General features: G+C 72.7%; 11 protein-coding genes. 1 reads left to right on the plus strand and 10 read right to left on the minus strand.

The window, feature by feature from the left end:
- Window positions 1–77: 77 nt before the first annotated feature.
- The 4 genes from ACTWJ8_RS33645 to ACTWJ8_RS33660 all read right to left on the minus strand — a co-directional run bounded on the left by ACTWJ8_RS33645 (window position 78) and on the right by ACTWJ8_RS33660 (window position 4,606).
- Window positions 78–929, minus strand: coding sequence for an IclR family transcriptional regulator (locus tag ACTWJ8_RS33645; RefSeq protein ID WP_443261314.1), 852 nt, complete (start codon window positions 927–929; stop codon window positions 78–80).
- Entirely contained in the window at window positions 926–1,885 is a 960-nt protein-coding gene (locus ACTWJ8_RS33650) for a catechol 1,2-dioxygenase (protein ID WP_443261315.1), read from the minus strand. Before ACTWJ8_RS33650 ends, ACTWJ8_RS33645 begins: the two co-directional genes overlap by 4 nt.
- A complete protein-coding gene (locus ACTWJ8_RS33655) occupies window positions 1,882–3,246 on the minus strand; it encodes a M20 family metallopeptidase (RefSeq protein WP_443261316.1) in 1,365 nt (454 codons plus the stop codon). Before ACTWJ8_RS33655 ends, ACTWJ8_RS33650 begins: the two co-directional genes overlap by 4 nt.
- A gap of 115 nt (window positions 3,247–3,361) precedes the next feature.
- Window positions 3,362–4,606, minus strand: coding sequence for an aromatic ring-hydroxylating oxygenase subunit alpha (locus ACTWJ8_RS33660; RefSeq protein ID WP_443261317.1), 1,245 nt, complete (start codon window positions 4,604–4,606; stop codon window positions 3,362–3,364).
- Window positions 4,607–4,768: 162 nt separating this feature from the next.
- Between ACTWJ8_RS33660 and ACTWJ8_RS33665 the strand changes: the two genes are divergently transcribed.
- Window positions 4,769–6,262, plus strand: a complete 1,494-nt coding sequence (locus ACTWJ8_RS33665; protein ID WP_443261318.1) for an AMP-binding protein — start codon at window positions 4,769–4,771, stop codon at window positions 6,260–6,262.
- Window positions 6,263–6,337: 75 nt separating this feature from the next.
- Here the strand turns inward: ACTWJ8_RS33665 and ACTWJ8_RS33670 are convergent, their stop codons facing one another.
- The 6 genes from ACTWJ8_RS33670 to ACTWJ8_RS33695 all read right to left on the minus strand — a co-directional run bounded on the left by ACTWJ8_RS33670 (window position 6,338) and on the right by ACTWJ8_RS33695 (window position 13,081).
- Entirely contained in the window at window positions 6,338–7,285 is a 948-nt protein-coding gene (locus tag ACTWJ8_RS33670) for a quinone oxidoreductase family protein (RefSeq protein WP_443261319.1), read from the minus strand.
- Window positions 7,285–8,139: an alpha/beta fold hydrolase gene (locus ACTWJ8_RS33675; RefSeq protein ID WP_443261320.1), complete on the minus strand. Its 855-nt coding sequence runs from the start codon at window positions 8,137–8,139 to the stop codon at window positions 7,285–7,287. Before ACTWJ8_RS33675 ends, ACTWJ8_RS33670 begins: the two co-directional genes overlap by 1 nt.
- A gap of 43 nt (window positions 8,140–8,182) precedes the next feature.
- Complete coding sequence (locus ACTWJ8_RS33680; RefSeq protein ID WP_443261322.1) at window positions 8,183–9,031, minus strand: alpha/beta fold hydrolase; 849 nt, start codon at window positions 9,029–9,031, stop codon at window positions 8,183–8,185.
- 106 nt (window positions 9,032–9,137) lie between these two features.
- Window positions 9,138–9,899 (minus strand): SDR family NAD(P)-dependent oxidoreductase, encoded by a 762-nt coding sequence (locus ACTWJ8_RS33685; RefSeq protein ID WP_443261323.1) that lies wholly within the window; start codon window positions 9,897–9,899, stop codon window positions 9,138–9,140.
- 84 nt (window positions 9,900–9,983) lie between these two features.
- On the minus strand, window positions 9,984–10,781 hold the full coding sequence (locus ACTWJ8_RS33690) for an enoyl-CoA hydratase/isomerase family protein (protein ID WP_443261324.1): 798 nt from the start codon (window positions 10,779–10,781) through the stop codon (window positions 9,984–9,986).
- Window positions 10,778–13,081 (minus strand): CoA transferase, encoded by a 2,304-nt coding sequence (locus ACTWJ8_RS33695; RefSeq protein WP_443261325.1) that lies wholly within the window; start codon window positions 13,079–13,081, stop codon window positions 10,778–10,780. The genes ACTWJ8_RS33690 and ACTWJ8_RS33695 overlap by 4 nt, the downstream gene beginning before the upstream one ends.
- Between the last annotated feature and the right edge of the window lie 104 nt (window positions 13,082–13,185).

The raw sequence follows: 13,185 nt of genomic DNA on the forward strand, positions 1-13,185 counted from the left end.
GACGGTCCCGGCGGACATGCGTCACGACACGGCGAGGGGCCCGCCGTCCGGCGGGCCCCTTCGCGATGCGGGTGCGGTCAGGCGAGCGAGCGGCCGATGCCCAGCGCGGCGGTCCGCAGCGCCGTCGTGTGCCCGGCGGCGTCCATCCGGTAGGTGGGCGCCGTGATGGACAGGGCGCCCACCAGGGTGGTGCCTCCGGCGAACACCGGGACGGCCAGGCTCGCGTAGCCGAGCCTGATCTCCTCGGACTCCAGCGCGATGCCCTCGTCCCGGATCCGGTCCAGCTGGGTCCGCAGCCGCCCCGGTGAGACCACGGTGTGCCGGGTGACCGGCTTGAGGCCGCCCCGGACGACGTCCACGAAGAGCGAGGGCGGCGAGTGGGCGAGGATCGCCTTTCCGGTGCCCGTGCAGTACAGCGGGAGCCGGCCCGCGATCCGTGACTCGGCGTTCAGGCCGCGGTGCGGGAAGATCTTGTCCAGGTAGACGACGTCCAGGCTGTCGGGGATGGCGAAGTGGATGGTCTCGCGCGTGATCAGGAGCAGATCCTCCATGTACGGCTGCACGGCCTCGCGCAGGATGCGCTGCCGGTGCACCCGCTGCCCCAGCTCGAACAGCCGCAGGCCGAGCCGGTAGTCGCAGCCCTCGCGCTCCAGCAGTCCCCAGGTGACCAGCTCCTGGGCGAGCCGGTGCACCGTCGCCTTGGCCGCCCCCGACCTGCGTACCAGCTCGGCCAGCGACAGCGCCGCGTCGTCGGCGGTGAAGGCCTCCAGGATCGGACGGACCTTGCCCAGAACCGAGTTCATCGGGTCGGCCCCGCCCGCGGCGGCCTCGGGCACCGGCTCGTCGGGGCGCGCGGCGAGCACGAACCCCGCGGGCGCCGCGGTCCCCGGGCGGCGATCGGCCGTCGGTGCCCCGGCCGCCGCGCTCATGCCGACTGCCCCGCGTCCACGGCCGCGGGGTCGATGACCGCGACCCCCATCCCGGTGAGCCACTCGGGCATCGGCTCGTAGGCCAGCCGCCGGGCGGGTGCGTGGTCGAGGGCGGCGGCCATCAGCAGCCACGTCCGCAGCTCCTGCGCGCCGTTGCCCGCGGCCTTCTCCAGTTCCTCGGTCGTGTACGCGGTGAGGCGGTGGGCCTCGCCGCGTTCGAGGAGTGTGAGGAACTCGTCGTCGAACTCCGGGGTGAGGGACGCCTCCGCGGCCCGGATGATCTCGCGGCGCCGCTTGTCGTAGTCCTGCCAGTTCTCGCGGCCGTTGAGCCACGCGCCGACCATGAACTCCTCGTCGTCGCCGTGCGGTTCGCGCCAGTCGGGCCACGGCAGCCGGTGCGAGAGTCCACCCGAGCCGACCACCGCGACCCGCCGGTCGCCGGGGAAGGCCAGCACCGCCTCGCGGATGGCGTGCCCCAGTTCCTCGCACCGCTCGAGCGTCGGCAGCGGGTGGGCGAAGACGTTCACGACGAGCGGCACGATCTCCACGTCGAGCCCGTCCAGCAGGTACTGGATGGCGTGCGACTGCCCGTGGTCGATCTGGAGTTTCGCGGAGAACGCGGGGTCGAAGCGCCCGCTCTCCACCAGCGAGTCGGCGATGTGCTGGGCGAGCGGTACGTCAACCGGCTGTGGGCCCTTGGGAGTTCCGGACTCGCCGCTCGCGACGCATTCGCCGACACCGAGTGTGAACGGCGGGATCAGGTCGAGCCAGAACCCGCGGAAGTGGTTGGAGCCGATCAGGACGACGGTGTCGGGCCTGGCCCGTGCCAGCTCGTCGCGGGCCGCGCCGAGCGCGTCGCGGAAGCGTTCGGCGCGGTCCTTGTGGACCGTCTCGTCCCAGTGCGTGTTCATCAGCGTGCTGTGGGAGGCCCCCACGCCGAGCACGATCTCGCTCATGCCGTTGCTCCTTCCGGCTCCGGCGCGGCATCGCAGTCCGCGCGGGAGCGGGTGACGGTGTCGACCGCCGTACGGATCAGGTGGCGGGTCAGTCTCTGCATCTCCCGTACGGAGACGGTGTTCATGCCGCGGGTGAAGTCGATGTCGAACGGCGCCTCGGTCACCTTCGGCATCCCGATCCGCACGGTCGGGATGCCACGCCCGCGCAGGATGTTCGCGTCGGTGGCTCCGCTGTTCCCCGTGACGACCTCGTGGGGGCGCCCCTCCAGGGCCTCCCACCCGGCGACCGCGCTGCGGAACACCCAGCTCTCGCGGCTCGTGGAGGTCCCGGGAATCGCCAGGGTCATCTCCACCGTCGCGTCGAGCCCCGGTACGGAGCGCCGCAACTCCTCGACGGCGCTTATGAATTCGCGCTTCGCCTGCATCGGCGTCGTCCCCGGGGCGATCCGCAGGTCCACTCTCAGCGTGCACGCCGCCGGGGTGGCGGCGGCGAGCCGGGGCCAGCCGCCGCGCACCGACGACACGATGCCCTGCGGCGCGACGGTGCCGCTGGTGTGCCGCTTCGCGTACTCGTCGAACCACTGCTCCAGGTGCCGTACGACGTCGCCGGCGCGGTCGATGGCGTTCTCGTACGGGAGCCGGTGGCGCGAGCCCACGTACGTGTGGGTGCCGTGCACGGTCACCTCGAACCACACCAGGCCGACCTCGTCCCACGACACGGTCCAGCCCGGCTTCGCGATGACCGCGTAGTCCGTCCACACGCCCTGCTCCAGGAGGTACGAACAGCCCACGCCCTGGCCGGTGTTGAACCGGGTACTGCCGGGCCGGGCGTTGGTCGGCATGCCGCCCGCGCCGAACGCGGCCACCAGGTCACCGGTGAGCGGCACCCCGGCCAGCGCGATCGCCTCGGCGGCCAACATCACGCAGGCCGCGTGGCCCTTGGGGTTGGAGGCGCCGAGCCCGGTCACCAGGTCGTCGTAGACGGTGGCCTCGGGACGCATGTCCTCCCGCAGCTTCGGTCCGGCCCACGGCAGGTCCTCGCCCTCGTCGCCCACGGTGAACGTGTCGATCGGTGCGTACAGCATCAGGTCGGGCCCGCTGCCGTCGCCCTCCAGGCGGGCCCAGGCGTTCGCCTGCCGGGCGTCGAGCGGCTGGGCGGTCGCGCGCAGGCCGGCGGATTCGAGGGTGCCCGCGATGTGTTCGGCGAGCGGGCGCTCGTCACCGGTCGGGCTGGGGACACCGACGAGTCCCACGATCAGTTCGCGCAGCCGCTCCTCGGTGACATGACTCCATGCCTCCGACACCCACCCGCGGCGCCGTTCGTCGAGGCCGGCGAGGCCGTCCGTCGCGGCGGCGCTCACTGGTTGATCCGGTGGACCTGGGTCATCGTCGTCCGCGCGACGAGCCGCTTCGCGCGGGGCACCGCCACCGCGATCGCGACGCCGAGCAGAATCCTGATGAGGGTGCGGGCCATGGTCAGGCCTCCGTTTCCGTGGTGGTGGCGGGGTCGGTGACCCCGGCGGCGGCGAGCTTCTTGCCGTACTCCTCCTCGCTGAGATTGCGCCAGGAGGTCAGTGACACGTCGGGGCGGTACAGCTTCTCCGGGGGCGCGTCGGTGACATCGACCATCCATGCGTCCTGGCCGGAGAACTGCCCGTGGAACAGCCAGCGGACGGCGCCGAGGTACTTGGCGTAGAAGCGGAGCGTGTCCCAGCCCTGCTTGAAGTTGACCATCACACCGACGTACTGGTGGTGGTCGGCGTCGACCGGGACGTAGAACTCGTAGTGGATGAACTTCGGGTACGCGATCCGCAGCACGCCCGGCATCGAGAGGGAGGCGAAGCCGGGGAACCCCTGGGCCTCGATCACCGGGTCGACGGAGTCGGACCTGCCGGTGTTGCCGAGGTTGAAGGTCTCCTTCGGCGGCTGCTTCTTCCACCACCGCTTGTTGGACCAGCGGCCCACGCCGGGGAAGTCGGCCTCCCAGTAGACCTCGTCCTGGACGCGGTAGATCCAGCGGCCCTCGGGGACGATCCGGGTGATGTTCCAGGTCGGCATCGGCTTGAAGAGCCGCCAGAGGGCCGTCCGGTGAAGGTACTTGGCGTGCCCCTCGTCGAAGCCGTTCTCGCAGGCGAAGCGCCAGTTCCCGGCGCGCGGCTCGATGCGGCCGCCCATCACGAAGGCGTTCGACACCAGCTCCTCGGGAAGCTGCTCGTCGATCGGGTGCGGCTCCTCGTCGGCGACCGGGATGTACACCCACACCATGCCGAGCCGCTCCTCGACGGCGTACGTGCGCACGCCCAACTTGCCCGTGAGGCGGCAGCCGGGTCCGTCGGTGATGACCGCGGACAGCTTGCCGGTGGGCAGGTCGAACGTCCAGCCGTGGTACGGGCAGCTGACGGTGCCGGGGAACTGCTGGTTGCCCTCGGACAGCGGGACGCCGCGGTGCGGGCAGCGGTTGTGCAGCGCGTACACGGTGCCGCTGTCACGGATCAGCGTGATCTTCTCGCCGCACAGGGTGAACGGTTTCGGATCGCCGGTGATGTGGCTCGCCCAGGTGACCGGGTACCAGTAGCCGCGGAAACCGGACGCCGCCGCGTCGTAGTGGGGCCAGGACGACCAGTCCTGCCGGCCGATCTTGTCGGCGGCTCCGCGGGCCGCCCTGGCGGCGCCCTTCGCGGCGGAACCCTTCACGGCGGGGGATCGTTCGCTCGTCGTCATCTCGTCGTGGCCTCCTGCTCAAGTGGGTGTGCGGCATGAGCATCCGCCGCTGCCCCGACACCCGCCTATGAACCTGTTCCGGTGAACGGACCGGGGCGGCCGTGGACCGGTCAGTGAACCGGCGGCCTTGAACGGGCGGGCGACGGTGGACAGCATCTGCCCATGAACCGCATGACGATTCCCGGCCTCGTCGACGCGGCGGCCGCACACCACGGCGAGCGGCCCTTCCTCACCGTCGACGGGACCAGGCGCACGTACGCGCAGACGCGCACCGCCGCGGCCACCATGGCGGGCGCGCTCGCTGCGCGCGGCTGCCGGCCCGGCGACCGGGTCGCCGCGCTGCTCCCCAACCGTGTCGAACTCGTCGACCTCGTCCTCGGCTGCGCCTGGCTCGGCGCGGTCGTGGTCCCGCTCAACACGGCCCTGCACGGGCGACTGCTCCGGCACGCGCTGGACGAGTCGAAGCCGCGCTTCCTCTACGTGGACGGGGCGTGGGCCGAGCGCGCGGCGGAGACCGGATACGGGGGCGAGGTGTGGGTCACGGATACGTCGCGGGCGCCCGTCCCTTTCGTGCACGAGGCGCTCGACCCCCACCCTTCGCGGCCGGGGGACACGGCCGCCGTCCTGCTCACGTCCGGCACCACCGGCCCTTCGCGCGGGGTGCGCTGCCCGCACGCGCAGTTCGTCTGGTGGGGCAGGAACGTGGCCGACGCGCTGCGCCTGACCGCCGACGACACCCTCTACACCTGCCTGCCCCTGTTCCACACCAACGCCCTCAACACGCTGTCGCAGGCCATGACGGTGGGCGCCTCGATCGTGGTGGACCGCAGGTTCTCCGCCTCGCGCCACTGGGCCAGGGCGGCCGAGACGGGAGCCACGTGCGTGTACGTGCTGGGTGCCATGGCGCCGATGCTGCTCGCCCGGCCGCCGGGGCCCGCCGACCGGGCCCACCGGGCCTGGCGCGGACTGGGGCCCGGCACCCCCGGCGCGCTGTGGGAGGTGTTCCGCGAACGGTTCGGTGTGTCACTCGTCGACGGGTTCGGCTCCACCGAGACGAACCTGGTCATCGGCTCTGCGCCCGAGGACTGCCGGCCCGGGTACATGGGCACGGTCCGTGAAGGATTCGAGGCGCGGGTCGTCGACGCACACCTCGAAACGGTGCCGGACGGCACGCCGGGGGAGCTGCTGGTCCGCACCGACCAGGACCACGCCTTCGCCACCGGTTACGTGGGCGACGCGGCGCCGGAGCCGGACGCGTGGCGCCGCACCGGCGACCGTGTGGTGCGCGAGCCCGACGGCTGGTTCCGCTTCGTCGACCGCGTCAGGGACTGCATCCGGCGGCGCGGCGAGAACATCTCCTCGTACGAGGTCGAGGCCGCGCTGCGGGCGCATCCGGGCATCGGGGCGGCCGCCGCGTTCCCCGTGCCCTCCGAACTCGCCGAGGACGAGGTGATGGTGGCCGTGGTGCCGCGTGCCGGGCAGTGGCTGGACCCGGCGGAGGTCGCGCGGCACTGCGCGGGGGAGCTGCCGGCGTTCGCGGTGCCGCGGTACGTGGAGGTGGTGGGGGAGCTGCCGCTCACGGAGACGGGCAAGGTACGGAAGTCCGTGCTGCGGCAGCGAGGTGTCACCGACGCGACGTGGGACCGCTGCGGGTGATGGCGACTGCTCCTGGCAAGCACACGTCCCCGCGCCCCTCCGAGGGACGCGGGGACGTGTGCTTGCACGGGAGTGTCACGTGGGCAGCAGGACGGCCCGCCCCCGCACCCGTCCGGCGCGCAAGGCCTCCAGCGCCTTCGGGGCCTCCGCCATGCCGAACTCCTCGACGGCAAGCGCCAGTTCACCCTCGGAGAGTCTGCGTACCAGCTCGTCGGAGACCTCGCGGGCCCGGCGCTCCTGGCGGATCATGTTCACCGGCAGCAGCGCCACCTCGTCGAGCAGCCAGCTCGGCAGATCGAGTTCGACGCGCGGGCCCGCCACGTACCCGATGACGACGGCGCGACCACCCTGCCGCACCCACCGGCTGCGGCCGACCAGGCCGGAGCCGCCGAGCGTGTCGACGAGCAGCGAGGCCGACCGGTCCCCGCAGAGGCCCTCCGCGTCGTCGAGCGTCACGGCCGTCACCCCCTTCGGGACATCGGCCAGCTGGTCCTCGCGGCCCACCACACCGGTGACCCGCGCTCCCGCGGCCAGTGCCTGTTGGGCGACCATCGCGCCGACCGCGCCGGCGGCGCCCACCACGACGACGTCCTCGTCCGCGCCGATCCGAGCGACGTCGTGCAGGGCCACGTACGCGGTCGTGGCGGGCACGAAGAAGCTCGCCGCCACCGCGGGGGCGAGCGGGGCCGACAGCGGCGTGACGGCCTTGCGCTTCACGCTGACCCGCTCGGCCCACGTGCCGTCCCGCAGCAGGCCGAGGCCGCCGCCGCGCAGCACGACCTGCGTGCCGGGCGCGAGACCGGAGTCGGGGTCGGCCTCCAGGACCGTTCCCGCGCCCTCGACCCCGCCCACGTAGGGCAGTCGGGGCTTGAGGTCGAAATCGCCGGAGGCGACCGTGACATCGAGGTGCGAGACACCGCCCGCCGTCACCTGCACGAGCACCTCGCCCGGCGCGCGGACCGGCTCGGGCACGTCGTCGAGCACGGGAGCCACGCCCCACTCGTGGAACCTGACGGCACGCATCAGCCGGCCGCCTTGCCGATGAATTCGAGGCTGAGCGCGTTGTAACGCTCGGCCTGCTCGTGCTGGGGCCAGTGCCCGCAGTCCTCGAACAGTTCGAGCCGTGAGCCGGGGATGCCTTCGTGCAGCGCCTTCGCCTCGGGCACGTCGCCGAACGGGTTCTTGCGGCCCCACACCACCAGGGTCGGCTGGGTGATCCGGGCCTGCTGCTCGGGGGTCAGCAGGTTGCGCTTGCGGCGCTCCATGTCCTGGAGGGAGAGGAGGTTGTCGACGCCCGCGACGAACTCCGGCGTGTGGTAGATCGCGTGCCGCACCTCGACCAGTTCCTCAGTGGCGGAGGCGTCGTCGGCCATCAGTAGCCGCATCCGCTTGCGGGTGAGCTCGATGTCGTCGGAGGAGACGGCCTTCTTGGTGCTGGTGCGGATGCGGTCCATTACCTCCGGGTTGGCCACCGTGCCGCCGGAGCACAGGAGTTGGAGGCTGCGCACCCGCTCGGGGTGCTCGACGGCGGCGCGGGCGCCGACCCAGCCGCCGAGCGACTCGCCGACGATGTGCGCGCTGTCGACGCCGACGGCGTCCAGGTAGTCGATCAGGTGGGCGACGTAGTCGGCGATCTCGTACGGCTTGTCGGGCTTCCCGGTGTAGCCGTGGCCGAGCATGTCGATGGCATGCAGGTCGTAGGCGGCGTGCGCGGTGATGTTCCGTGCGAAGGCCTCCAGGTGGCCGCTGGTGCCGTGCAGGAAGACGACGGCCTGGGCGTCCGGGGCGCCGGCGCGCAGGGTGCGGGTGGGGACTCCGGCGGCGTCGACGTACTCGACGCGGAACGGGGTGGGGCTGATCTCTGTCCAGATCGACATGAGGTGTGCTCCGTAAGGAAGTTGGGGGAGAGGGCGGGACGGGTCAGTTCAGGGAGTCGAGGAATCCGCTGACCACGGAGTGGTACGCCTCGGGGCGCTCCTCCTGGAGGTGGTGGGAGGCGTGGTCCATCACGTGCAGGTTCCCGTGGGGCACCATGCGGGCCAGCATCAGCGGGTAGTCGGGCGTGAGGAACGCGTCCTGCATGCCCCACATGAACAGCGTCGGGGCCTGCACCCGGGCCAGCTCGTCGGTGAGGTCCTGCCAGTCGCCGCGCGGCGAGTCGGACATCGCGGCGAGGGCCCGCTCCTCCTCGTCGAGGCTCTGCTCGTAGCGCAGCGTCAGCGTCTCCTCGGGAAGTTTCGCGCCGTCGTACCACTCCAGCTTCGTGATGAGGTCGCGCATCTTCTCGCGGGTCGGGCCCTCGCCGCCGTAGTAGACGTCGCGCGCCGTCCGGCCGCGGTGGCCGTTCTCGGGGAGCGGGGCGAGCGGACCGTAGAAGACGGGCATGCTGCCGGTGATGACGAGGGACCGGACGCGGTCCGGGTGCTTCGCGGCGAGGTTGAGGGCGATGGTTCCGCCCCAGGAGTTGCACACGAAGTCGGCGCGGTCGACGCCGAGTGTGTCGAGGAGCCCGACGGTCTTCGCCGCGTGGTGGTCCCACATCGGGCCCTCGATGCGGGACTTCTCCGACTTGCCGTACTGGTGGATGTCGACGAGCAGACAGCGCCGGTCGGCCGCGAACAGGGGCGCGACGGGCCCGAAGTCGCTCCACGCGGTGCAGCCGGGGCCGCCGCCGTGCAGGAACACGGTGTCGGGCCCCGAGCCGAGGTCGTGGTAGTGGTAGCGGATGCCCGCGCCGTCCGCGTAGTGGCTCTCCGGTGCTGGTGACATGCGAGTCCTTCCGTACGAGTGCGGGGGTGCGGAGCCGAGCCCATCACCGTGCGGGGCGCGGGCCCAGCGTCGCGGTCCGTTCAGCGAACCGCTCCCGCTGGGTGGCTCACTGCGCGGTGTAGCCGCCGTCGACGTGGACGACGGCGCCGGTGGTGAAGGACGAGCCGGCCGCGAGCAGCGGCAGGACCGCGTGGGCCACGTCCTCGGGTGTGCCCCAGCGGCCGAGCGGCACCTTGGCGGTGAAGGCGGCCTGGGCCGCGGCGTCGCTCTCGGCGTCGGCCTCGTTCATCGCGGTGCGGATCGGGCCGGGGGCGACGCAGTTCACGGTGACACCGGTACCGGCGAGTTCCAGCGCCGCCGATCTGGTGAGGGCGGCGACCGCGCCCTTGGTGGCGGCGTAGCCGGAGCGCTCGGGGGCGCCGGTCGAGCCGAGCACGGAGCCGATGGTGACGATGCGGCCGTGACCGGCGTCGAGCATGCCGGGCAGGACGGCGCGGATCGCCAGCCAGGTGCCGATGACGTTCGTGTCGAGGGCGGCGCGGAAGTCGTCGGGCGTCAGGTCGAGCACGGAGCCGCGGGCCAGCCGTCCCGCGGCGGTGACGAGACCGGTGACCGGGCCGAGGTGTTCGGTGGCCCGGCGGACGGTGTCGGCCGGCGCGTCGGGGTCGGTGGTGTCTGCGACCAGCGCCAACAGGCCTGATCTTGCGGCGCGTTGGAGCCGGTCGGCCGCCGCGCGGCAGCGGTCGCCCGAGCGCCCGGTCACCACGACGGGACGTCCGGAGCGGGCCACCGCCTCCGCGACGGCCAGTCCGATGCCGCTCGTGCCACCGGTGACGAGCACGGTGCCGTTGTGCTGTGGGGAGGTCATCCGGCGAGGATGCGGGACGGTCGGCGACACACCAACGCGGGCGGTCCGGTCACCGGAACCGGGCCGCCCGTGTCGGACGGCACGTCACCGCCCGGTGAACACCGGCTTTCGTTTCTCCAGGAACGCCTGGAGGCCCTCCGCCGCGTCGGCGGTCCCCGTCAGGTCGGCCACACCCTTCTCCTCGTGTGCCAGGGCCTGCTCGACGGGCAGCCCGTGGCCCTCGTCGACGACCCGCTTGAGCAGCCCGATGGCGGCCGTCGGCTGCGCCGCGAGCCGGTGGGCCCGCTCGGCGACGACCGCGTCGAACTCGCCCTGCTCCACCACGACATCGACGAGGCCGAGCTCCAGGGCCCGCCGCGCCGTGAGACCGTCGCCCTCGATCATCAGCCGCTTCGCGAGGTGCGGGCCCACGAGGCGGGGGAGCCGCTGACTTCCACCGGCCCCGGGGAACAGGCCGAGGCGCATCTCGGGGAAGCCGAATGTCGCGTCCGCGGAGAGGATCCGCAGGTCGCAGGCGAGCGACAACTCGGCGCCGCCGCCGAGCGCATGGCCGTTCATCGCCGCGACGACCGGCTTCGGCGCCTGCTCGATCAACCGCTGGACGTCGATCCAGCGGCGCATCTTCGCCTGGTTGCCCGCCGACAGGTCCCGCATCACCGCGATGTCGGCGCCGGCGATGAAGAACCGGCCGGTACCGGTGACGACGATGCAGCGCACCTCCGGGTCGGCGGCCAGCGGCGCCAGGGTGATGAGGAACTCCTCGATCATCGCCGGGTTCACGGCGTTCGCCTTGGGTCGGTCGACGCGGACCGTGGCGACGGCGCCGTCGCGTGTCACGTGCAGTACGGAGGGCTGCTCCTGGGCCGTGCTCGTGTCGCTCATTCCGTCACTCCTTCGGCGGCGAGCGCCGCCAGTCGTCGATCGCTCAGGCCCAGCAGCTCCCGCAGCACCTCGTGCGTGTGCTGGCCGAGGAGCGGTGCGGGCCGGTCGAGTCCGCCGGGTGTGGCGGTGAGGCGCGCGACGATGCCCTCGTGCCGGACCGGCCCGGTCAGGGGGTGGTCGAGTACGGGATGGAAGCCGCGCGCGGCGAGCTGTTCGTCGGCCTCCACGAGATCCCGCCCCGTCGCCACGACCGCCGCCGCGATGCCCTCGGACTGCAGCAGTTCGGCCAGCTTGTGGGCGTCGTGCCCGCGCGTCCAGGCGGCGAGGGCGGCGTCGATCTCGTCCTCGTGCGCGCGTCGTTCGTCGAAGTCGCCCGCTGCGTGCGGGAGTTCAGCGAGATGTGCGAGGGTGCGCCACTGCGCGTCGTCCGTCACCGACACCGCCACCCACCGGTCGTCGCCCGCCGCCGGGTACACGCCGTGCGGCACGGCGTGCGGGGACCGGTTCGGATGCTCCGCCGTCCGCGGGTCGGGCCCGCCGGCGCCCAGGGCGGCCTCGACGGCCGCGGGCCCCATCGCGGCGGCCATCGCCTCCAGTTGGGACAGGTCCACGTGTCCGCCGTGCCCGCGCGCCAGCAGGTCGAGGGTGGCGAGGACGGCCGAGTTGGCCGCGATCATGTCACCGAGGCCGAAGGTCAGCCCCTGCGGCGGGCCGCCCGGATCACGTGTCTCGCTGGACAGGCCGGACATCGCGGCGAGGGTGTCGGCGAAGGTCACGGCGTTGCGCCAGGGGCCGGTCTGCCCGACCCCCGCCATCGACACCAGGACGACCTCCGGGTTCAGCTCGCGCAGCGACGCGTAGTCCATCCCCCACCTGGCGAGCACACCGGGGCTGAAGTTCTCCACGACCACGTCGCAGTGCGGGACGAGCTCGCGCAGCAGCCGTCGGCCCTCGTCGGTCCGCAGGTTGAGGGCGACGCTGCGCTTGTTGCGGTTGAAGTTGAGGAAGTAGCCGCTGTCGTCGGGGTCGGAGCCCGGCCGCAGATGCATCGAGGGTGCGAAGCGTGTGGGGTCCTGGCGGTGCCGGGACTCGACCTTGACGATGTCCGCGCCGTGCTCGCCGAGCTGCTTGGTCACGTACGGTCCCGCGAGCACCCAGGTCAGGTCGAGTACCCGAACACCTTCCAGGGCCCGGGACTTGGGCTCCCCGGAGCGATGAAGCCCATGCCCGAGGGCGCGCCAGGGTGTGTCTCCCGCCGCCTCGTGGAGCGCGGGCAGTGACACCGGCCGGGGCAGCGCCGCCCACGGGAAGCCGACGTCCTCGACACCGCCGTCCGGCAGCCCCTCGCCGGTGACGGTGACCAGGGCCTCGCGATCGCGCAGCTGCGGGTTGGCCGTCAGCCGCTCGGGAGGCACCACCTCGGCCCACGGCAGAGCCCGCTCGCGTGCCTCCGCGGCGAGTTCGGCGGCGGGCCACCGTGCCGCGAATCGCTGGACGATCCGGTCGACGTGGTCCCGCCGCTCCCACCGGTGGGCGGCGTCCCGCCAGCGTTCGTCGAGCAGATCGCCGGCCTCGCCCCGCTCCGCCATCCACGCCAGCAGGTCCGTCCACATCCGGTCGCTGCCGGAGTAGCCCCCGGCCGCGTGACCGTCCGCCGTTTCGAAGATCCGGTGGGCGACGTGCTCGTACACCCCAGCGCTGCGTACGGGGACACGTCCGGCGTGGATCCAGGCGAGGGCGCCGGTCTCCAGGGTGGCGGCGACGGACTCCTGGACGGAGACGTCGACGAGCTGTGGTGTGCCCGACACGACACCGAGCAGCGCCCCGATCGCCGCGTGGGCCCCGGCGGTCTGCACGGCCTGCTCCCGAGGCGGCGGCTTGGGCTGCCCGTCGGGGCGGCCGCCGAGCCACGTCATGCCACCCGCGGAGGCGAGTACGAGGTCGTCGCCGATCCAGTCGCGCCGGGGCCCGGTCAGACCGAACGGTGTCACCACCACGTGCACCGCGTGCGGCCAGCGGGACGAGCCGTCCTCCAGCAGTCCGCGCAGCCGTGCCACGGGCCCGCTCTCGAGGACGATGTCGGCCTCCGCCGCCAGCGCGTCCAGCTCCGCCGCGTCGCGCACCGACGTCCAGCGCTTGCCCGCGTGCCAGTGCGCGCGGGCCGCCGGTCCGAGGCCGGTGGCCGCATCGATCCGTACGACGTCGGCGCCGGTCCCCACGAGCAACCGCGCTCCCTGGTAGGCGAGTTCGTCGGTCAGGTCGAGCACGCGCAGCGCCGTCGGGTCCGTGTCTGTTCGCACCACGGCTCCTCCCCTTACGTGTCCGCAGCCTTTGCGGACTGCCACGATCACGTCGGGCGGGGAGGTGGACCACCGCGGTGTTCTGGTGACCGGACCGACGGCGC

It is taken from the genome of Streptomyces sp. SDT5-1 (assembly GCF_052245995.1).
Taxonomy (GTDB): domain Bacteria; phylum Actinomycetota; class Actinomycetes; order Streptomycetales; family Streptomycetaceae; genus Streptomyces.